22 protein-coding genes are annotated in these 20,771 nt (G+C 71.2%); 12 read left to right on the plus strand and 10 right to left on the minus strand.

Features of this window, described 5'->3' with window-relative positions; genetic code table 11:
- Positions 1-16 precede the first annotated feature (16 nt).
- Genes CLV30_RS14415 through CLV30_RS14430 form a run of 4 tightly spaced genes read left to right on the plus strand, consistent with a single transcriptional unit; the run spans position 17 to position 3,500 of the window.
- Positions 17-934, plus strand: a complete 918-nt coding sequence (locus tag CLV30_RS14415) for an ABC transporter ATP-binding protein (protein WP_205740932.1) — start codon at positions 17-19, stop codon at positions 932-934.
- The gene (locus CLV30_RS14420) at positions 918-1,823 is read left to right on the plus strand and encodes an ABC transporter permease (RefSeq protein WP_106537927.1); all 906 of its coding nucleotides are present in this window, start codon (positions 918-920) and stop codon (positions 1,821-1,823) included. Before CLV30_RS14415 ends, CLV30_RS14420 begins: the two co-directional genes overlap by 17 nt.
- Entirely contained in the window at positions 1,820-2,773 is a 954-nt protein-coding gene (locus CLV30_RS14425) for an ABC transporter ATP-binding protein (protein WP_106537928.1), read from the plus strand. Before CLV30_RS14420 ends, CLV30_RS14425 begins: the two co-directional genes overlap by 4 nt.
- Positions 2,774-2,783: 10 nt before the next feature.
- On the plus strand, positions 2,784-3,500 hold the full coding sequence (locus CLV30_RS14430) for an ABC transporter permease (protein ID WP_106537929.1): 717 nt from the start codon (positions 2,784-2,786) through the stop codon (positions 3,498-3,500).
- A gap of 206 nt (positions 3,501-3,706) precedes the next feature.
- Here the strand turns inward: CLV30_RS14430 and CLV30_RS27570 are convergent, their stop codons facing one another.
- From CLV30_RS27570 to CLV30_RS14455, 6 genes are all read right to left on the minus strand, one after another.
- Positions 3,707-3,832, minus strand: coding sequence for a hypothetical protein (locus CLV30_RS27570; RefSeq protein WP_276320012.1), 126 nt, complete (start codon positions 3,830-3,832; stop codon positions 3,707-3,709).
- 22 nt (positions 3,833-3,854) lie between these two features.
- Positions 3,855-4,502 carry an HAD family hydrolase gene (locus CLV30_RS14435; RefSeq protein WP_129711049.1) on the minus strand — a complete coding sequence of 216 codons (648 nt, stop codon included), beginning with the start codon at positions 4,500-4,502 and terminating at the stop codon, positions 3,855-3,857.
- Entirely contained in the window at positions 4,499-4,969 is a 471-nt protein-coding gene (locus tag CLV30_RS14440) for a PTS sugar transporter subunit IIA (RefSeq protein WP_106537931.1), read from the minus strand. Before CLV30_RS14440 ends, CLV30_RS14435 begins: the two co-directional genes overlap by 4 nt.
- A complete protein-coding gene (locus CLV30_RS14445; protein ID WP_106537932.1) occupies positions 4,966-5,196 on the minus strand; it encodes a PTS sugar transporter subunit IIB in 231 nt (76 codons plus the stop codon). The genes CLV30_RS14440 and CLV30_RS14445 overlap by 4 nt, the downstream gene beginning before the upstream one ends.
- 56 nt (positions 5,197-5,252) lie before the next feature.
- Complete coding sequence (locus CLV30_RS14450) at positions 5,253-6,293, minus strand: SIS domain-containing protein (protein ID WP_106538044.1); 1,041 nt, start codon at positions 6,291-6,293, stop codon at positions 5,253-5,255.
- A gap of 62 nt (positions 6,294-6,355) precedes the next feature.
- A complete protein-coding gene (locus CLV30_RS14455; protein ID WP_106538045.1) occupies positions 6,356-7,099 on the minus strand; it encodes a GntR family transcriptional regulator in 744 nt (247 codons plus the stop codon).
- Positions 7,100-7,261: 162 nt separating this feature from the next.
- On the opposite strand from CLV30_RS14455, the gene CLV30_RS14460 reads away from it, so the two are divergent.
- The 7 genes from CLV30_RS14460 (at position 7,262) to CLV30_RS14490 (ending at position 15,725) form a co-directional block, all read left to right on the plus strand.
- Positions 7,262-8,017, plus strand: a complete 756-nt coding sequence (locus CLV30_RS14460; RefSeq protein ID WP_240723324.1) for a GntR family transcriptional regulator — start codon at positions 7,262-7,264, stop codon at positions 8,015-8,017.
- A gap of 52 nt (positions 8,018-8,069) precedes the next feature.
- Positions 8,070-9,470 (plus strand): PTS transporter subunit EIIC, encoded by a 1,401-nt coding sequence (locus tag CLV30_RS14465; RefSeq protein ID WP_106537933.1) that lies wholly within the window; start codon positions 8,070-8,072, stop codon positions 9,468-9,470.
- A gap of 113 nt (positions 9,471-9,583) precedes the next feature.
- Entirely contained in the window at positions 9,584-11,254 is a 1,671-nt protein-coding gene (gene ptsP / locus CLV30_RS14470) for a phosphoenolpyruvate--protein phosphotransferase (RefSeq protein ID WP_205740929.1), read from the plus strand.
- 388 nt (positions 11,255-11,642) lie between these two features.
- Positions 11,643-12,920 (plus strand): ABC transporter substrate-binding protein, encoded by a 1,278-nt coding sequence (locus CLV30_RS14475; RefSeq protein ID WP_106537934.1) that lies wholly within the window; start codon positions 11,643-11,645, stop codon positions 12,918-12,920.
- 42 nt (positions 12,921-12,962) lie between these two features.
- Positions 12,963-13,961, plus strand: a complete 999-nt coding sequence (locus tag CLV30_RS14480) for a carbohydrate ABC transporter permease (RefSeq protein WP_106537935.1) — start codon at positions 12,963-12,965, stop codon at positions 13,959-13,961.
- Positions 13,958-14,788, plus strand: a complete 831-nt coding sequence (locus tag CLV30_RS14485) for a carbohydrate ABC transporter permease (RefSeq protein ID WP_106537936.1) — start codon at positions 13,958-13,960, stop codon at positions 14,786-14,788. The genes CLV30_RS14480 and CLV30_RS14485 overlap by 4 nt, the downstream gene beginning before the upstream one ends.
- Positions 14,789-14,813: 25 nt before the next feature.
- Positions 14,814-15,725 (plus strand): dihydrodipicolinate synthase family protein, encoded by a 912-nt coding sequence (locus CLV30_RS14490; RefSeq protein ID WP_106537937.1) that lies wholly within the window; start codon positions 14,814-14,816, stop codon positions 15,723-15,725.
- A gap of 46 nt (positions 15,726-15,771) precedes the next feature.
- Here the strand turns inward: CLV30_RS14490 and CLV30_RS26490 are convergent, their stop codons facing one another.
- Complete coding sequence (locus CLV30_RS26490) at positions 15,772-15,936, minus strand: hypothetical protein (protein WP_165358669.1); 165 nt, start codon at positions 15,934-15,936, stop codon at positions 15,772-15,774.
- A gap of 212 nt (positions 15,937-16,148) precedes the next feature.
- On the opposite strand from CLV30_RS26490, the gene CLV30_RS14495 reads away from it, so the two are divergent.
- Positions 16,149-18,431: an ATP-binding cassette domain-containing protein gene (locus CLV30_RS14495; protein ID WP_106538048.1), complete on the plus strand. Its 2,283-nt coding sequence runs from the start codon at positions 16,149-16,151 to the stop codon at positions 18,429-18,431.
- A 264-nt stretch (positions 18,432-18,695) separates the two neighbouring features.
- Here CLV30_RS14495 and CLV30_RS14500 read toward each other — a convergent pair whose 3' ends face one another.
- From CLV30_RS14500 to CLV30_RS14510, 3 genes are all read right to left on the minus strand, one after another.
- Positions 18,696-19,619: a dihydrodipicolinate synthase family protein gene (locus CLV30_RS14500; protein WP_106537938.1), complete on the minus strand. Its 924-nt coding sequence runs from the start codon at positions 19,617-19,619 to the stop codon at positions 18,696-18,698.
- Positions 19,620-19,637: 18 nt separating this feature from the next.
- Positions 19,638-20,363 (minus strand): FadR/GntR family transcriptional regulator, encoded by a 726-nt coding sequence (locus CLV30_RS14505; protein WP_165358668.1) that lies wholly within the window; start codon positions 20,361-20,363, stop codon positions 19,638-19,640.
- Between the two features lie 136 nt (positions 20,364-20,499).
- Positions 20,500-20,766 (minus strand): HPr family phosphocarrier protein, encoded by a 267-nt coding sequence (locus CLV30_RS14510; protein ID WP_106537940.1) that lies wholly within the window; start codon positions 20,764-20,766, stop codon positions 20,500-20,502.
- Positions 20,767-20,771 lie beyond the last annotated feature (5 nt).

The following is a 20,771-nucleotide window of genomic DNA, read 5'->3' on the forward strand; positions in this document are numbered from 1 at the left end:
CGGTACCGTCGTCGCCGTGCCTGTCATCCGAACCGACGAGCTCACCAAGCGCTTTCCCGGCGTGACGGCGCTGGACCGGCTCACGGTCGACATCGACGCCGGTGTCGTCGGCCTGGTCGGCGCCAACGGCGCGGGCAAGTCGACACTGATCAAGATTCTGCTCGGCATCGCGCCGGCCACGTCCGGCCGTGCGAGCGTGCTCGGGTCCGACGTCGTCACCAACGGCCCGGACATCCGGGCCCAGGTGGGGTACATGCCCGAGCACGACTGCCTGCCCGGCGACGTCTCGGCCACCGAGTTCGTCGTGCACATGGCGCGCATGTCCGGACTGCCCGCCGACGCCGCGCGTGAGCGCACCGCCGACACGCTGCGGCACGTCGGGCTCTACGAGGAGCGATACCGGCCCATCGGGGGGTACTCGACCGGCATGAAACAGCGGGTCAAACTGGCCCAGGCGCTGGTGCACGACCCGACCATCGTCATGCTCGACGAACCGACCAACGGTCTCGACCCGGTCGGCCGGGACGAGATGCTGGCGCTGATCCGGCGGGTGCACACCGACTTCGGCATCTCCGTGCTGGTGACGTCACACCTGCTCGGCGAGCTCGAGCGGATCAGCGACCACGTCGTCGTCATCGACGGCGGCCAGCTGCTGCGCTCGTCGTCGACGACCGACTTCACCCGGAACAGCCAGGCGCTCGTCGTCGAGGTCACCGACCGTTCCGACGACGTCGTCGCGGCGCTGGCCGAGGCCGGGCTCACCGCCGACCGGGACGGCCGCCACATCCTCGTCACCCTGACCGGCGACGCCGACTACGACGTCATCCGCAGCGCCGTCGCGCGGCTCGGGGTCGGGTTGATCAGGCTGGAGCAGCGTCGGCACCACATCGTCGAGGTTTTCGGAGAGGAGCGGACCGATGTCGGCGCAGCCTGAACCCGGACCGACGGGCGTCATCCACGACATCGGGTACCGCAACTACGACGGCCCGCGGTACGGCCGCCAGCAGATCGCGCGGGCACTGTTCTGGCACAGCCTGCGCGGCGTGTACGGTCTCGGCCGGTCGGGGCGGTCGAAGGTGCTGCCGATGCTGCTGCTGGGCGTCATGTGCGTGCCGGCGTTCATCATCGCGGTCATCGCCAACGTCGGTGCCATCGGCCTCGACGACCTGCCGGCGCCGTACACCCGCTACGCGGTCATGACCCAGGGTGTGCTGACGATCTTCCTGGCCGCCCAGGCGCCGCAGAGCGTCTCCCGCGACCTGCGGTTCAAGACGATCCCGCTGTACTTCTCCCGCCCGCTCGAACGGGTCGACTACGTCGGGGCGAAGTTCGCGGCGCTGACGGTCGCGCTGTTCGCGTTGCTCGCCATTCCGCTGCTGATCATGTACATCGGCGCGCTGCTCGCGGAGTTCCCGGTCGGCGAGCACACCGCCGACGTGGCGCTCGCGCTGGTCGGGGCGTTGGTCTTCGCGGCGGTGTTCGCCGGGATCGGGCTGGTCATCGCCTCCATGACGGCGCGGCGCGGGTTCGGCGTGGCCGGCATCATCACGGTGTTCGCGCTGAGCTTCGCCGCCGTCAGTTCGCTGCAGGGCATCGTCGGCGAGATCGAGGGGGACATGACCGCCGCCGGGTGGATCGGGCTGTTCTCACCGGTCACCCTGGTCGACGGGTTCCAGGTGTGGGTGCTCGGCGCGTCGTCGTCGGCCGTCGCCGGGCCACCGGGCGCCGCCGGCGGAGTGGCGTTCGTCCTGGCCACGTTCGGTGTGATCGCCGGCTGCTGGGCACTGCTGATGCTGCGCTACCGGAAGGTCTTCGCCTCATGAGCTCCTCGTCGCACGGGTCGGCCGTGTCCGCCGGGTCGGTTCTCTCGGTCGACGGCGTGTCGCGCTGGTTCGCCAACGTCGTCGCCGTCAACGACGTGTCCATGTCCATCGGGCCGGGCATCACCGGCCTGCTGGGCCCGAACGGCGCGGGCAAATCCACCGTCATCAACATGCTCGCCGGGTTCCTGCCACCGTCGACCGGCACCGTCACGCTGGACGGCGCCGCCATCTGGAAGAACCCGGACGTCTACCGCACCATCGGCCTCGTGCCCGAGCGGGAGGCCGCCTACGACTTCCTGACCGGATGGCAGTTCGTGCTGGCCAACGCCGAGCTGCACGGCCTGGGGGACGCGGGCGCGGCGGCACGGCGGGCGCTGGCCACGGTCGAGATGGAGTACGCCGAGGAACGCAAGATCGGCGAGTACTCCAAGGGCATGCGCCAGCGCGTCAAGATGGCCTCCGCCCTGGTGCACGAGCCGGCCGTGCTGCTGCTGGACGAGCCGTTCAACGGCATGGACCCGCGGCAGCGGCTGCACCTGATGGACCTGCTGCGCCGGATGGGCGCTGCCGGGCGAACGGTGCTGTTCAGCTCGCACATCCTCGAAGAGGTCGAGCAGCTGGCACAGCAGATCGAGGTCATGGTCGCCGGACGGCACGCCGCCTCGGGCGACTTCCGCGAGATCCGGCGGCTCATGACCGACCGCCCGCACCAGTACCTCATCCGCTCGGCCGACAACCGTGCCCTCGCGTCCGCGCTGATCGCGGACGGCTCGACGGCCGGCGTGCAGATGGACGGCGACGCCGAGGCGCTGCGGGTGCAGGCGGTGGAGTTCCGGCGTTTCACCGAACTGCTGCCGCGGGTGGCCAACGAGGCCGGCATCCGGCTCTACGAGGTGTCGCCGTCGGACGAGTCCCTCGAGAGTGTCTTCTCCTACCTGGTCACGAGCTGAGGAACCCACGATGAACGCAACGGTTGTCGGGCTCACCGGCCGCGCGCTGTTCGGCGGCCGTCGGGTGCTGCTCCTGCTGACGATGTCGCTCGTGCTGGTGGCGCTGGCGTCGGTGCTGCGTCTGACTGTCGGGGTCGACCACGAAGTCACCGCCGACTTCCTCGGCTCCGTGGCCATCGGCGCGCTGGTGCCGCTGTTCGGGCTGATCGTCGGGACCGGCGTGATCAGCCCGGAGATCGACGACGGCTCGATCGTGTACCTGCTGTCCAAGCCGCTGCCACGGCCCACGATCGTGCTGAGCAAGCTGGTGGTCGCCGTCAGCGCGACCGTGGTGTTCGCGACCGTGCCGACGTTCGTCGCCGGGGTCGTCATGTCCGGCGGCACCGGTCAGATCGCGCTGGGCTACGCGGCCGCGGCGCTCGTCGCCTCGGTCGCCTACAGCGCGATCTTCCTGCTGCTGGCGGTGGTGACGAAGCACGCCGTCGTGTACGGCCTGGCGTACGCGCTGATCTGGGAGGGCCTGATCGGTGGTTACGTGCCGGGGGCACGGACGCTGAGCGTGCAGCAGTGGGCGCTGTCGGTCACCGAGTCGGTGGCCCGGCCGGGCACGGTGTCCTCCGACGTCGCCCTGGGCACGGCGCTGGTGCTGCTGGTCGTCGCCACCGTCGCCGCCACCTGGTACGCGGGCCGGCGGCTGCGGGTGCTCACGCTCGCCACGGAGGACTAGCACGTCCCACGATCATCCTGGTACCGGTGCCTCACCCGTCAGGCCTGGACCACCCACCGATGTGGCGCCCGCCCACACGACGACCGTGAGCCATACCTGTTCGCACGGCCTCTTGCTGTCAGCTCGCTGGAGCGGTGACGGCGAGGGCGCTGTCACCGCTCCAGCGGCCGTACAGTTACCCCTCGCGGTGCTCGTATGTGCAGCGCTCAGGGACAGCGGTCGCCGACGGCGAGGCGCGCCTCGAGCTCCCTGAGCCAGCGGCCGAGCGCCGTGGCCACGTCGGCGCGCAGCATGTCCATGCGACGCCGGGCGACCGACCGGGTGGCGTCCACTGTGCCCGGGATGTCGGCAGTCCTAGCCGTCGCCCAGTTCGGCGAGGGTGGCGACGACGCGGTGGGCGCCGCCGTCCAGCAGGGTCGGCCGGTCGGAACCGGAGGTGACACCGATGACGTGACCCACCCCGGCCGCCAGCGCCGAGCGGATGCCGGCGACCGTGTCCTCGACGGCCACCGCGGTACCGGGGTCGGTGCCCAGCGCCGCGGCGCCGGCCTCGTACGGCGCCGGGTCCGGCTTGCCCACGGCGGTGTCGTCGGAGGTGACGAGTGCGGTGAAGCAGTCACGCACTCCGAGCAGGTCGCCCAGGGCGTACTCCGCCCAGGCGCGGTCCGCCGACGTCACGAGCGCGATCGGGACGCCGATGCCGTGCAGCAGCCGGACCCATTCGGCGGCGCCGGGTATCGGACGCGGCGGGTGCGTGTCGTGGTCGAGGTGCATGACCACCGACGCCGCGAGCATCGCCGGGTCCTCGCCGCTCCACGGCCCCGGCAGGGTGGCGAAGACGTCGCTGCCGCGGCGACCGGAGAACTGTCGGCGGACCTCCGGTGCGACGTCCCAGCCACGGCTCGCGAAGTAGGCCCCGTAGGCGGCCTGGCTGGCCTGCTCGCTGTCCACCAGCGTGCCGTCCAGGTCGAACAGCGCCGCGCTCCAGGGGGTGCCGGTCATCGGGTCCACGTGAACAACAGGCCGGCGGCCTCGATCGGGCCGGGCTCGTGCCGGTCGACCAGCGCCTCGGCGGCGGCGTCCAGGGCGACCACCGGCACGGTCGGCGACCGGCCGTCGCGCTCGACCGCCGCGGGGTCCCACGTCACCACCGGCGCGCCGGCGGCGACCTCGTCACCTTCGGCGACGTGCAGCTCGAACCCGGCGCCGTCGAGCTGCACGGTGTCGATGCCCAGATGGGTCAGGACGCCGGCGCCCCCGGCGGTCTGGACGACGAACGCGTGCGGGTGCAGCTTGACGAGCCGGCCCGCGGCCGGGGCCAGCGCGACCGTCCGTCCGTCGCGCCGTGGGTCGACCGCCAGGCCCGGCCCGACGAACGCGCCCGCGAAGACCGGGTCGGGGACGTCGGCGAGGTCGATCACCTGTCCGGAGACCGGGGCGAGTACGTCGACGGGGGAAGCGTCAGTCACATCAGGTCCTCGATGTCGGTGGCGATGGTGTCCGCCTCCGGCCCGACGACGACCTGGTAGGTCACCCCGGAGGCGATGACGCCGAACGCGCCCGCGGCCTTCAGCGCCTTCTCGTCGACCAGGGACGAGTCGTGCACCTCGGTCCGCAACCGGGTGGCGCACGGCTCGATCTCGACGATGTTGTCGGTCCCGCCGAGAGCGGCGAGTATCTGCTCGGCCTTGTCCATGTCGTCCTCCTGTGCTCAGCGTGTGCTGGGTCGGTGCCGTACGGCCGGCCGGCGCGTCACGTGTTCTCGGGGTCGGTCTGGGTCACCTTGGACAGCCCGCGCGGAGCGTCGGGGTCGAGGCCGAGGCGGTGCGCCAGGGACTCCACGATCAGCTGGGCGGGGACCACGAGGGCCAGCGGCGCGACCAGCTCGGGCAGGGCGGGCCCGGCCACGGCGACGTCGACCGCCGCGGCGAAGTCGGTGTCGCCGCCGATGCCCACGGTCGCGGCGGCGCCCCGGCGGCGCAGGTCGTGGGCGAGGTCGGTCATGCCGGACACCATCGGCCCGTCACCGGCCGACACGAGCAGCGCCACGTGCTCGGCGTCCACCACGGCGATCGGCCCGTGCCGCAGGTCGGCGTAGGACAGCCCGCGGACCGGCCGCAGGCACGTCTCCTCCAGTTTCAGCGCCGCCTCCAGCGCGGTGCCGAAGCTGATGCCACGGCCGCTGACCAGGGCTTCGGGCGTCGACGCGAGCCGCGTCGCGGCCTCGTCGACACCGTCGCGGCGCTCGACGAGGCGGCGGACCTCGTCCGGAACCCGGTCGAGGTCCGTGTCGAGGCCACCGGGTTTCGACGACAGCGCGTCGGCGAGGACGGCCATCGCGGCCAGCTGGGTCGTGTACGACTTGGTCGCCGGCACGGCCAGCTCACGACCGGCGCGGGTGACCAGCGCCAGGTCGGCCGCGCCCGCCAGCGCGCTGTCGCCGTCGTTGGTCACGGCGACGGTGCGGGCGCCGCGAGCGGCCGCCCACTCCTGCGTCTCGATGATCTCGCCGGTCTCGCCGGACTGGGACACGGACACGACCACGGCTTCGGAAAGGTCGAGGTCGGCGTTGTAGTGCGTGGCGACACTCGGTGCGGCCAGCCCGCCCGGTACGCCGGAGTGGACCTCGAGCAGGTAGCGGCCGTAGGTCGCGGCGTTGTCCGAGGACCCGCGGGCCACGAACAGGACGACGCGCCGGCCCTGCGCGAGCGCGTGCAGCTCCGGGCGTAGCGGGCGCAGGGAGTCGATCGTCCGGGCGAGCGCCTCCGGTTGTTCGGCGATCTCGCGGGCCATCGTCGTCTCGGTCACGGGGCTCCTGTCGGTTCGGGCGGGTACGCGCGCGACGGCGCGTGCCGTCATGCCGTGCCCTGCGGGTCGGGTGGGTGCTGGTTCCGGGGTACCACAGGCGGGTTGGGCCTGGAGACCGGTACCCACAGTGTGTACCGGTCCGACCGGTACGCCGCACTCGCGTACTCGATGGCCTGGTCGCCGGTGAAAGCGCGCCGGGTGATGCGCAGGACGGGCTTGCCCGGTCCGATGGTCAGCAGCTCCGCCTCGTCGTGATCGGCCTCACCCGCGTCGATGGTGTCCTCGCCCCAGTCCGGGACCAGTCCGCGGGTGCCGAGGTCGACGTACACGCTGGACGGGACGCCGCCGTCGAGGAAGCCCGGCAGCCGCAGCGCGGGCAGCCAGCTGTGCTCGACGGCCATCGGCTCGTCGTCGGCGAAGCGCAGCCGGTGCAGGTGGATGACGTCGTCGCCCACCGCGACCTGCAGGGCCTCGGCGATGTCCGGCTCCGCCTCGACGATGCCGGCGCCGAGCACCTTCACCGAGGCCGTCATGCCGCGGCGGGTCATCTCCTCGGTGAACGAGGCCAGCCGGACCTGCAGGTCCACCTTCGGCGGGGCGACGAACGTCCCGCGGCCCTGCACCCGTTCGAGGATGCCGTCGACCACGAGCGCGTCGACCGCCTGCCGCACCGTCATGCGGGACACGCCGAAGCGCTCGCACAACGCGCGCTCCGAGGGCACCGGGTCGCCCGCGGTCAGCTCGCTGCCCGCGAGCGCACGCAGGTAGTCGCGGACCTGGAGGTACTTCAGCGTCGTTCGGCGCAAGGACAGCACGTGCTCTCGTATCGGGTCGGCAACGGTCGCCGCTGCGGTGGCGTTGCCCCTTGACAACGTTCGGTGTGCGGCAACAGTGTATAGCCGACTGGTCGAGACATCTAGACCAGTATCTGTCATCAGTTGAAAGAGGCCTCCGTGAGCGTGGTCGACGGACCCGTGCCCAAGCACCGGCAGCTGCGCGACATCCTGCTCGCGATGATCGACAGTGAGCTGGTCCCGGATGCGCCGGTGCCGTCGGAGCGCGAGCTCGTCGATCGGTTCGACGTCAGCCGCGCCACGGTCCGCGAGACCATCGGGCGGCTGGTGTCGGAGGGCCGGCTCTACCGCGTCCGCGGGAAGGGCACGTTCGTCGCCGCGGCGAGTATCGAGTCGCAGATGCACCTGTCGTCGTTCACCGAGGACATGCGCCGGCGTGGACACAAGCCGTCGACCGTCGTCCTGGGAGCCGACGAGACCGCCGCGCCACCGCCCGCGCGCGCCGCGCTGGGTCTCGACGTGACCGACCGGGCGTACCGGGTCGAGCGGCTGCGCTCGGCCGACGGCGCGCCGATGGCGCACGAGGTCTCGTGGCTTCCGGCGGCCCCGCTGCCGGGCCTGCTGGAGCGCGACCTCACCAGTTCGGTCTACTCGATCCTCGCCCATGACTACGGCCGGGTTCTCGACTCGGCGGCCCAGACGGTCTGGGCCGAGGGTGCCGACCCGCTGCGGGCGCGCCTGCTGCGCGTCCCGCCCGCAGCGCCCCTGCTGGTCTTCCGCAAGACCTCGTACGCCGCGGGACGGCCGATGGAGCACGTCACGTCGTGGTACCGGGCCGACCGCTATCAGGTGCACATGACGTTGGAACGCACACAGCACGCCGGGACCGCAGCGACCGGCCCGGCCCGGATGTGAGGAGAGAACCAGTGACTGGTGTCGTCGTCGAGCGCAGGAGTGAGGGGAACCGATGAGCGCAGCGAGCACACCGGAAACGACCGGCAAACGGGGCATCCCCGGGATGGCGGTCGCCCAGCGGATCGGGCGCAGCCTGATGCTTCCGATCGCGGTGCTGCCGGCGGCGGCGCTGCTGCTGCGGCTGGGCGCCAACGACATGCTCGGCGGCGAGCCGGGCACCGTCGGTGAGGGCCGGCCGGCCGGGTTGGCGCAGTACGAGGCGCTGCGCTGGCTGCAGCCGGTGTCCGAGGTCGTCGGCGCGGCCGGAGGTGCGCTGTTCGACAACCTGCCGCTGCTGTTCGCGCTCGGTGTCGCGATCGGCTTCGCTCGCAAGGCCGACGGGTCGACCGCGCTGGCCGGTGTCGTCGGCTATCTGGTGTTCAACGGCGTCACCGAGGCGATGTCGCCGTACATCCTGGGCGAGCCGGCCGAGGGAGCCGAGCAGGAGCTGATCAACTTCGGCGTGCTCGGTGGCATCATCATGGGGCTCACCGCGGCCCTGCTGTGGCAGCGCTACTACCGGATCAAGCTCCCGGCGTACCTGGCGTTCTTCGGCGGGCGGCGGTTCGTGCCGATCATCACGGCGGTGGCCGCGATCATCATCGCGGTCGCGATGAGCTTCGTCTACAAGCCCTTCGACTGGGCGCTGTCGAACTTCGGCGAGTGGGTCACCGAGAACGACGTCATCGGCGGCGGCCTCTACGGTTTCGTCAACCGCCTGCTCATCCCGCTCGGCCTGCACCACATCCTGAACTCGTTCCCGTGGTTCCAGCTCGGTGAGTTCCAGACCGCAGGGGGCGAGATCGTCCAGGGTGACATCCAGCGTTTCCTGTACGGCGACCCCACGGCCGGGACGTTCATGACCGGATTCTTCCCGATCATGATGTTCGCGCTGCCCGCGGCTGCCCTGGCCATCTGGCACACCGCGCGCCCGGCCCAGAAGAAGATCGTCGGTGGCATCATGCTGTCGGCCGCGGTGACGTCGTTCGTCACCGGCGTGACCGAGCCGCTGGAGTTCTCGTTCCTGTTCGTGGCGTACCCGCTGTACTTCGTGCATGCCGTCCTCACGGGGACGTCGCTGGCGCTGACCAACGCGCTGGGGCTGCGCGACGGGTTCGGGTTCTCGGCCGGTTTCATCGACTGGGCACTGAACTACCGGATCGCGGAGGGCCCGTTGTGGCTGGTCCTCATCGGTCTCGGCTATGCGGTGATCTACTACTTCCTGTTCCGCTGGATCATCACCAAGTGGAACCTGCGCACTCCGGGACGCGAGGAGGACGTCGACGAGGTGCGGGCCTCCCTCGGCGAGGAGGCCGCGGAGATCGTCGAGCAGGAGCAGCGCGCCGCGTCCGCCAGCGGGGCGTCCGGATCGGGACAGTCCGAGTCACCCGGCTCGGGTGAACGAGAACGCTAGCCACGTCTCCCATGATCATCGGCACTTTCCCGGCCATGTGGCCGGAAAGTGCCGATGATCATGAGCGGTGGGCGCACGATGGACATGAACACACGCACGGCGGAGGAGAGACGGTGCCAGAGATCACCGGTGTAGGAGTGAGTCCCGGACGGGCGGTCGCGCCCCTGGTCCGGATGCCGGAGCCGGTGGCCGAACCGCCGAGCGACGCGGTGCTGCCTGCCGGTGCGGACGTCGCCGGCGAGTCCGAGCGGGTCGCCGCCGCGGCCGAGGAGGTCCGCCAGGACCTGGAACGGCGCGCCGCGCGTGCGCACGGCGACGGGCAGGCCGTGCTGGAGGCGACGGCGCTGATGGCCGCCGACCCGACACTGGTGTCCGCGGCGCAGAAACGGGTCGCCGACGGCACCGACACCTCCCGCGCCGTGTGGGACGCGGCCGCGGAGGTCACGACGATGCTCGAGTCGCTGGGCGGGTACATGGCCGAACGCGCCCGTGACGTCGCCGACGTGCGCGACCGGGTGGTCGCCGTGCTGAACGGGCGCCCGGCGCCGGGCGTGCCGCAACGGGACGAGCCCTTCGTCCTCGCCGCGCGCGACCTCGCGCCGGCCGACACCGCGACCCTCGATCCGGCGACGTGTGTCGCGCTGGTGACCGCCGAGGGCGGGCCGACGTCGCACACGGCGATCCTGGCCCGGTCGCTGGGGCTGCCGGCCGTGGTCGCCGCGTCCGGGGTACTCGACATCGCCGAGGCCGCGCTGGTCCTGGTCGACGGCGCCGCCGGCAGCATCGAGACGGACCCCTCGCCGGAGCAGGTGCGCAAGGTCGAGGCGGCCCGGGGGCGCGAGCGGCACTTCGACGGCACCGGTCGCACCGCCGACGGGCACCGCGTCCAGCTGCTGGCCAACGTCGGCGACGGCGCGAGCGCCGTCGCTGCGGCCGAGATGGGCGCGGAGGGTGTCGGGCTGTTCCGGACCGAGTTCTGCTTCCTCGACCGTGCCGACGAGCCGACGGTCGACGATCAGGCCGCCGCCTACGAAGCGGTGCTCAGCCCGTTCAGCGGCCGGAAAGTGGTCGTGCGCACGCTCGACGCCGGCGCCGACAAGCCGCTGCCGTTCCTGACCGACGCGTCCGAGGAGAACCCCGCCCTGGGGGTGCGCGGCTACCGCACCACCGTCCGGCACCCGGAGGTCCTGGAACACCAACTCGAAGCGATCGCGCGGGCGGGCGAGCGTTCCGGCGCGGACGTGTGGGTGATGGCCCCGATGGTCTCCACGGCGGGCGAGACCGAGCAGTTCGTCGCCACGGCGCACCGGCACGGTGTGCGCACCGCCGGCGTCATGGTGGAGGTGCCCGCCGCGGCTCTGGCCGCCGACGCCGTCATGCAGCGGGTCGCGTTCGCCAGCATCGGAACGAACGATCTGACCCAGTACGCGATGGCAGCGGACCGGTTGCTGGGCGATCTGGCAGGGCTGAACGACCCCTGGCAGCCGGCCGCGTTGCAGCTGGTGCGGTTCACCGCCGAGGCGGGCGCGCGGCTCGATCGCCCGGTGGGTGTGTGCGGTGAGGCTGCCGCCGACCCGGCGCTGTCCGTCGTCCTGGTGGGCCTCGGGGTCACCAGCCTGTCCATGACGCCGCGGGCGATCGCCGACGTCGCCGAAGTGCTGCTCTCGGTGAGCAGGGACGAGTGCGTGCGGCTTGCCGGGCTGGCGCTGGCGGCGCCGGACGCGCGATCAGCTCGTGCCGCCGTGCGGGCCGAGCTGCCGGTGCTGGACGACCTGGGGCTGTAGCGTTCGCCCCTGCGCTGTTCGGATGGCGCCGGACCGGCGCCCCCGCTCACCCGGAAATGACCACGTTCACCATGGAATTCCCTGCGTCACCACCCTTGCAGGCCTGGTGATGCACGCAGACGCCTCGTGATGTGGCCCGCTTCGCTGCTTGTGCGTTACGGCGGACCGGGACTTTACGACAGACCATGAGGCGTCGGTGCGCTTGGGGTCCGAGCGCCCGGCGAGATCGTCAGTGTGTCCTCCGGTTCTCGGTGCTACCGGCGGCGCGTACCGAAAGTGCCGAGATCATCGAACCGCGGTGACCCGTTCTGTTGACGGATATGGGATATCTGACTAACGTCACTGCATCAGCGACGTAGAAGGACGGCAGCGACACGCAGGAGGTGTCATGCGCACGACAGTGGGGCTGGCGGGAACGCCGCGGGCGGTCCGCGCGACAGGGGTCCTGATCGCCGCGGCGATGCTGGCCGCTTGCGGCAGCGGAGGCTCCGACGACAGTTCCGGCGGTGACGGTGGCTCGGGCGAGACGACGCTGTCGCTGTGGCAGTACTACGGATCGCCGGACATGCCGACCGGGAAGCCGCTGTACGACCTGATCGACAGATACGAGCAACAGAACCCGGACGTCACCATCGACACCCGCTACATCCCGTTCGGCGACTTCACCCGCACCCTGCTGCAATCCGCCGCGGGCGGTGACCTGCCGGACATCGCGCTGATCAACGCGTTCCACACGCGGTCCATGGCCGAGGCGGGTGTCATCCAGGACATCTCCGACCGGGTCGAACAGTGGGGCGAGCAGGACGCGTACTTCTCCACGAGCTGGCAGACCACCCAGGTCGACGGTGCCACCTACGGTGTGCCGCACCTGGCCGACGCGTACGCCGTCTACTACAACGAGACGATGCTGGCCGAGGCCGGTATCGAACCGCCCACCACCTGGGCGCAGATGAAGGACGCCGCCGCCACCCTGGCCAAGGGTGATCGCTACGGGCTCGCCTTCAGCGGCATCGAGGGTGACGAGGGCGCGACCGCGCTGATCATCCGGATGCTCGCGGCCGGTGGCGACCCCGCCGACGTCGACTCCGCCGCCGGGCGCGCCGCGCTGTCGGACTTCGCCGACCTCGTCGACTCCGGCGCCGTGTCCAACGGCGTGCTGACCTGGAACGAAGAGGACGTGAAGAACCAGTTCGCGAACGGCCAGGCCGCCATGATGATCAACTCGGCGACGTACGTCAGCATCCTGAAGAACGAGCACCCGGACCTGAAGTGGAACGTCGCGCTACTGCCGAAGGACGAGCAGGCGGCCACGTTCCTCAGTGCCGAGAACCTCGCCATCGGGGCCTCGACCGACCAGCCCGACGCGGCGTGGGACGTCATCACGTGGATGCAGCGGCCCGACGTTCTGGCCGAGTACCTGCCGGAGCGGAACAAACTGCCCGCCCGGAACGACGTCGACACCGGTGACGACCCGGTACGGGCGGTCTTCGCCGAGCAGCTACAGGAGGCATGGGCTCCGGAAGGGGACCTCGCCGCGGTGTCGTCGGAGGTCTTCACGCACATCCAGGGCGCGCTGCAGGCCTCGCTCGGCGGCGGCACGAGCGTCGAGGACGCCCTCGCCGAGGCACAGTCGAGCATCGACGAGTCGATGTCTCAGGCCGAGTGACCCGCCACGATCGCGGACCACTACGACACGGGTGAGGAGCGGATGAGCGCAACCGGGGGAACCGCGACCCGCGCCGACGAGCCGGAGACCGGCTCGCACGGCGCGGGAGCGCGCGGCGCCACGGCGCGCGGGAACGGCACCCGCGCGGGTGGCGGCCCGCCACGTCGCCGCAGACTCGGCGGATACCTGTTCGTGGTGCCGGCGGTCCTGTTCGTCGCCGCCACCGTCCTCTACCCGCTGATCTTCAACATCGATCTGAGCTTCCGCGACGTCGGTGTCGCGCAGATCGTCGAGGGTGGCGCCGAGTGGGTCGGCACCGAGAACTACGTCGACCAGCTGGGACGCGGCGACTTCTGGCACGCGCTGATCATCTCGTTGCTCTACACCGGGCTCGCGGTGGCGTTCGCGTTCGCGGCGGGGCTCGCGCTGGCCGTGTACTTCAACCAGCGCTTCCCCGGCCGCAACGTGATGCGCTCGCTGCTGTTGCTGGCCTGGGTGCTGCCGACCGTGGTCAGCGCCAACGTGTGGCGCTGGATGCTGGACGGCAGCTACGGGCTGCTGAACACCCTCCTGGAGGCGGTCGGCCTGATCGAGGGAGACCTGTTCTGGCTGGCCCGGCCGGTCCCGGCGTTGTTCGCGGTCATCATCGCGACGGCGTGGTCGTTCACACCGCTGGTGATGATCCTGCTGCTCGCCGGGCTGCAGGGCATCCCGGACACGCTCTACGAGGCCGCGAAGATCGACGGTGCGGGCGGGTGGCGCCGGTTCACCAGCGTGACCATGCCGATGCTGCGGCCGGTGAGCGTGACGGCGTTGCTGCTGGTGTTCATCTACACCTTCAAGACCTTCGACACCGTCTTCCTGATGACGCGGGGCGGGCCCGGCGACGCCACGATGATCATGCCGATCTACGCCTACAACGAGGCGTTCGAGTTCTTCCGGTTCGACACCGGGGCGGTGGCGACGACGCTGATGCTCGTCATTCCGCTGGGGCTGTCGTTCTTCTACTTCCGCTTCCTGCGACGGGAGGAGACCGCATGACCGGCACCCGGCGTCGCTGGTGGCTGACCGGTGGCGGCGTGCTCATCACGGCGGTCTACCTGCTGCCGGTGTACTGGATGCTCGCGACGTCGCTGAAGACGTCGTCGGACATCTTCGCCACGCCGCCCGACCTGGTGCCGTCTCCGGTGACGTTCACGTCGTACACCGAGACGGTGATGAACCACGCCGGCATCGGCAGAGGGCTGTTGAACAGCGCGATCATCGCCGTCGCGACCACGCTGGTGACGCTGGCGATCGCGGTGCCCGCCGCGTACGGGCTCGCCCGCCTGCGGTTGCGGTTCGTGCCGCTGCTCATGCTGCTGTTCCTGGTGGTGCAGATGGTCCCGGCGGTGAACCTGGCGCTGCCGATGTTCGTGATCTTCAGCCGCCTCGACCTCGTCAACTCCTACACCGGCCTGGTCCTGGCGAACTGCTCGCTGGCGATCCCGCTGGCCATCACGGTGCTGCGGCCGTACTTCCTGTCCGTTCCGGGTGAGGTGCTCGATGCCGCGCGGGTCGACGGCTGCACGACGTGGTCGGCGTTCCTGCGGGTGGCCGTCCCGGTGTCGGTGCCGGGGCTGATCACGGTCGCGGTGATCAGCTTCCTGGGTGCGTGGGGCGAGTTCGTGTTCGGTCTGGCGCTGGCCTCGGAGGAGTCGATGCAGCCGATCACGGTGGTCCTGGCCGGGCTGGTGAACTCCTTCGGCACCCGCTGGAACGACCTGATGGCCGTCTCGGCGGTCGTCGCGCTGCCGATCATCGTCATCTTCGTGTTCCTGCAGCGCTACATCGTCGGCGGGCTGACCGCCGGCGCGAGCAAGAGTTGACCGTGTCGAAGAGGGCGAGGCGAGGATGACCGCAGAATCCACCGGCGAGTTCGAGCTCTGGGCGGCGACGCCGACGCCGTTCGGTGCCGACGGGAGCCTCGCGACCGACGTCGTGGCGGCGCAGGCGCGACGGCTGGGCGCCCTGGGTGTCGACGGCGCGTTCGTCGGGGGGACCACCGGCGAGACGATGGCGATGACGGCCGACGAACGCGCCGATCTGATCAGCGCCTGGGCCAAGCAGCGTGGCGAGGGCCTGTTGCTCGGCGCGCACGTCGGCGACCTCAGCGTGGCCGACGCGCGGCGGCTGGCGGACCACGCCGCCTCCGCGGGCGTCGACCTGATCGCGGCGGTGGCCCCGTTCTACGGCGAACCGCCGTCCTCGGTCGCGGCCATCGTCGGCTACCTCGCCGAGATCGCGGACGCGGCTCCGGAGACCCCGCTGTGCTACTACCACATCCCGTCGATGACCGGGGTGCGTGCGGCGCCGTCGGAGATCGTGGCCGCAGCGGTGGCGCGTGTGCCGACGCTGCGTGCGGTGAAGTTCACCGACGGCGACCTGCTGGAGTTCGTCCGGACACGCGAGGTCTCCGCCGGCGTGCGGGTCTACTTCGGCCGTGACGAGCTGTTGCCGGCCGGCGTGGCCTGTGGCGCCACGGGCGTCATCGGCAGCCTGTACAACGTGCTGGCACCGGTGGCACGTCAGGTGCGCGCCGCCGTGCTCTCCGGTGACGTCGACCGGGCGCTCGCGCTGCACCGGCCGTTCCGCGACATCGCCGCGGTGGCCGACCGGCACGGGTCGATCGCCGTCGTCAAGGAGCTGATCAACCGGTTCGGGCCGGACGCCGGTCCGGCGCGATCACCGTGGGGCGGGCTCGACGCCGAAGCGGTCGCCGCCGTGGACGGGCTGGTCGCCGAAATCGCGCCCGCCGTCCCGTGAGAGTCCGGGATCCACTACCGCCAGGGCGATGGTGGATCCCTGACGATCATGCGGAAGGGCGCCGCTCGAGGCCGTCGATGACGAGCTCCAGGCCGAGGTCCAGCCCGGCGCGGGGGTCACCGGCGGCGTGTTCCTGGCCGGCGGCGACGCCCACGCGCTCGGCCAGCGGGAACCGGCGACCGTTCATCGCCTGGACCAGCGCGGGTCCCACGGACTCCCACCAGTCCTGGTCGCCGGAGTCCGAGCGGACCCGGTCGAGGCCGATCTGCGGCTCGAGACCGGCCGGTGATTCGGGGTAGCCGATGCCCGGTGCGCGGAATCGGGCCGGAGATCATGCCATGACGTTGTCAGTGGCATGGCCCGATCCTGAGGGTGCCGGCGTTCGCGCCGTCGTTCGCCCGCACCTACCGGAGGCCCCGACCGATGACCGTCGCCCACCACGGCTGTATCCAGATCCGCGGCGCACGTGAGCACACGCTCGCGAACATCGACGTCGACATACCCAAGCGGCAGCTCACCGTGGTCACCGGCGTCTCCGGGTCCGGCAAGTCGTCGCTGGTGTTCGACACGCTCGCGGCGGAGTCCCAGCGGCAGCTCAATTCCACGTACAGCGCGTTCGCGCAGAACCGGCTGCCCAGCTACGGCGAGCCGGACGTCGACTCGCTGGCCAACCTGTGCGCCGTCACGGTCGTCGACCAGAAACGCCTCGGTGGTGGCGCGCGGTCCACGGTCGGCACCGCCACCGACATCGGCGCCCGGCTGCGGCTGCTGTTCTCCCGCGCCGGGTCTCCGTCGGCCGGGTACTCCAACGCCTACTCGTTCAACGACCCCCAGGGCATGTGCCCGTCCTGCCAGGGGCTCGGCGTCGTCAGCGTGGTCGACGAGGACGAGCTCGTCGACCTGGACAGGTCGCTGGACGAGGGCGCCATCACGATCCCGGCGTTCGCGGTGGGGCAGTGGTTCTGGAAGGCCTACGCCCTGACCGGACTGTTCGACACCACGAAGCCGCTGCGTGACTACACCGCCGACGAGTGGCACATCCTGATGCACGCCAAGCCGGGCGAGGTCACCGCGCCCAACGCCGACGCCGTCGGTACCACCTACGAGGGCGTCGTCTCCCGGTTCAGCCGCATCTACCTGGCCAAGGACGCCGATGCCTTCAAGGGCAAACACCGCGAGGCGTTCGAGCGCATCGTGGCCCGCGGCACCTGCCCGGCCTGTGGCGGGACGCGGCTGAACGAGCTGGTGCGCTCCAGCCTGATCGGCGGCCGGTCCATCGCCGACATGTACGCGATGCAGGTCGACGACCTCGTCGGCGTGGTGCGGGCGGTCGACGATCCGGCGGTGGCGCCGCTGGTCGACGACGTGGTCACCCAGTTGAGCCGGCTCGGCACGCTGGGGCTGGGCTACGTCAGCCTCGACCGCTCGACGTCCACCCTCTCCGGCGGCGAGTCCCAGCGCGTCAAGATGGTCCGCCACCTCGGCAGCAGCCTCACCGACATGCTCTACGTGTTCGACGAGCCGACGGTCGGTCTGCACCCCCGCGACGTCCATCGCCTCGGCGAGATGCTCCAGGACCTGCGCGACAAGGGCAACACGGTGGTCGTGGTCGAGCACGATCCCGAGATCATGGCCATCGCCGACCACTGCATCGACATGGGCCCCGGAGCGGGTCGGGCCGGCGGCCTGGTGACGTTCGCGGGCCCGTTCGACGAGCTGGTCCGGTCGGACACGCGCACCGGAGCCGGCCTGCGGACACGCCGGCCGGTCACGACCGAGCCGCGCACCCCTGCCGGCGCGGTGCGCATCGAGCACGCTTCGACGCACAACCTCCGCGACGTCACCGTCGATCTGCCGCTGGGCGTGCTCACGGTCGTCACCGGCGTGGCCGGGTCGGGCAAGAGCAGCCTCGTCCACGGCCACCTGCCGGCGGTGCGCCCGGACACGGTGCTGCTGGACCAGCGGCCCATCCGGGGGTCACGCCGGTCCAGCCCGGCGACGTTCACCGGCCTGCTGGACCCCATCCGCAAGCTCTTCGCCCGCGCCACCGGTGTGCCGGCGTCCATGTTCAGCCCCAACTCGGCCGGCGCCTGCGACGAGTGCCACGGCGCCGGGGTGATCTTCACCGACCTCGCGTTCATGGACGGGGTGACGACGGTGTGCGAGGTCTGCCGCGGGCGGCGGTTCACCGCCGAGGCGCAGCAGTACCTGGTGCGTGGACGGTCCATCGCCGACGTGTTCGAGATGAGCGTCGCCGAGGCGGTGGAGTTCTTCGACGAGCGCTCGGTGCTGCCGACGCTGCGGCGGATGGCCGACGTCGGGCTGGAGTACCTGGCGCTCGGGCAGACCCTGACCACGTTGTCGGGCGGGGAGCGGCAGCGCCTGAAACTGGCGAACGAGCTCGCCGACGACGGCAAGCTCTACGTGCTCGACGAGCCCACCACCGGCCTGCATCTCGCCGACATCGAGCGGCTCGTCGCGCTGTTGAACCGGCTGGTCGACGACGGCAACACCGTCATCGTCATCGAGCACAACCTCGACGTCGTCACGGCCGCGGACTGGGTCGTCGACCTCGGGCCCGAGGCCGGGCACGACGGCGGCCAGGTCGTGTTCGAGGGGACGGTGGACGAACTGAGCGCGCACGGCGACACCCACACCGCGGAACACCTGCGCCGGCACCTCGACCGATCGGTGTCGATGGCCTAGCCCGGCGTCCCCGGCGAGGCTCACGGGCTGCGCCTGCGTCACCTGATCGCCACGTGGTCACCTGATCGCCCGGTGGTCACCTGATCGTCGCCCGATCCGCGATCAGGTGACTGATCGTGCTGCGGGGCGGATGCCGACGTCACCTGATCATGTCCAGCTCCCGGACCGAAAACGATCAGGTGACGAACGGCGCCCGCACCTTGTCGAAGTGTCACCTGATCATCCGGGGCTGCCCGGCGCGGCGGTCACGTCACGGCGCAACGGTCAGCGGAACAGTTCGGGAACGCGGTCCCGGGCGGCAGCGCCGATCCGGGTCACGGTGGCGTCGTCGACCCAGGAGTGCGGCCACCGGGTCCGGGCGCCGATGTCGGCCCACCCTCCGGCGGCGGCCAGTGCCTTGTCCAGAGCCGGGTTGCTGAACCCGGCGGCCTGCAGCGGCGCGACGCGCTCGGCCTGCAGCGCGTGGATCCGGCGTTCGACGTCCAGGGCGGCGGGCGGGTCGTCGTGCATCTGTTGCCACCACCGCACCGCGCCGCGCGGGCTGAGACAGGCGATGTTGGAGAACGAGCCGGCGGCGCCGCGGATCCGCCCGGACGCGAGGTCGTGCCCCGGGACGAACACGGCGACGTCCGGCGGGTGCTCCGCGATGCGCCGATACCACTCGTCGTCACCGCCGGCCGTCTTGGCGCCGATCAGACCGGGGAACCGTCGGGAGAGCAGGCCCAGCAGCTCCGGTCGCACGGGTGTCTTCGCGTGCGGCGGCGCGTAGAGCACCAGCGGCACGTCCCCGGCGGCCTCGGCCATGGCGGCCATCGACCGTTCGACCTCGTCGTCGGCCAGCGGCAACCAGTCCGGCAGGATCACCTGGACCGCGTCCGGCGCCAGCGACACCGCGTCGCGCAGCCGGCTCAGCTGCGTCCCGGCGCATGGATGACACGCGCCGAGCTGGAACGGCATGCCGGCGGCGCGACAGCGCGCGGCCACCACCCGCTGCACGTGCGCGCACTCGTCCTCGTCGAGGGTGTGGAACTCGCCCGCGGTGCCGTTGGTGTAGACGCCGTCGACGCCGGAGGCGATCAGCACGTCCAGCGAGTCACGCAGGCGTGCGTCGTCGATCGAGTCGTCCTCGCGGACCGGGAGCAGCACCGTCGCCCAGGTCCCGCCCAGGGTGCTCGCGTCCAGGGCCACGTCCGCGCCCTCCGCGGCTCAGAGCTCGCCGGTGCGCCGCAGCCGGTCGAGCACGGGCGCATAGTGCTCCGACAGCGCGTCGCGGACGGCGTCGACGTCGCCGGCCAGCACCGCCTGGTAGACGGCGTCGTGCTGGCGGTAGGTGTCGGCCGGACGCGGGTCGGCGATCTCGGCGCGCTGCGCCACCGCGTGGCTCATGGTCAGCCAGAACGCGTCGAGCAGCTTCAGCGCCACCGCGTTGCCGGCGTCGGCGAACATCGTGCGGTGGAAACGGCGGTCCTCCTCGAGGACGTCCTCGCCGTGCTCGGCCTTGGCCTTCATCTCCACGAGAATCTGCTGCAGCTCGGCGCGGGTCTGCTCGGTCATGTCGCCGACCGCGCGCTCGAGCAGGTCGTTCTCGACGGCCCGGCGGACCTCGAGCAGGTCGGCCAGCTCGCTGAAGTCGAACAGCAGATTGAACGGGAGGTTGTCGATGAGCAGGGAGAGCGAGAAGTCCTTGACGAACACGCCGCTGCCGCGGCGAGTCTCCAGGATGCCCAGCGAGACGAGCCCCTTGACCGCCTCGCGCACCGAGTTGCGGCTCACCCCGAGCTGCTGCGCCAGCGCGCCCTCGGCGGGGAGGCCGTCGCCGGCGCGCAGGCCGTTGAGGAGGATGTAGTCGCGCAGCGCCGTCTGCACGGACTCGTGCAAGCTGGGTGGTCGTGGCAGCGCCGTCAGACGGTTGGCTTCGTCCCCCTGAACCACGTGTGCTCCTCCCAGCGAGTGTGAGTTGTAGGATAACCGAGCAAAATCCGTGGGCACAACCGACACGTCGCGGTGCGGCCGGAACGGCGACGACGCCGCAGGTGGCGCTCACCCACGGCGTCGTCGCCGGCAGCCGTCACTCGTCCATGTCGCGTTCCAACAGCGACACCAGGGCGTCCAGTGCCTCGTCCGCACGCTCGCCCTCTGCGGACAGGACGACCTCGTCCCCTTGTTCCACGCCGAGCGTCATGATCGACAGAATGCTGGAGGCGTCCACCGGGTCGCCGTCCGGCTTACGGATGCTCACTGCGGTGGGCTGCTCACCGGCAGCCTTGACGAACACCGCGGCCGGACGGGCGTGCAGCCCGGCCTTGCTCGCGACGACAGTAGTGCGCTCTGGCACGGCAT

The sequence above is a fragment of the Haloactinopolyspora alba genome, assembly GCF_003014555.1.
Taxonomy (GTDB): Bacteria; Actinomycetota; Actinomycetes; order Jiangellales; family Jiangellaceae; genus Haloactinopolyspora; species Haloactinopolyspora alba.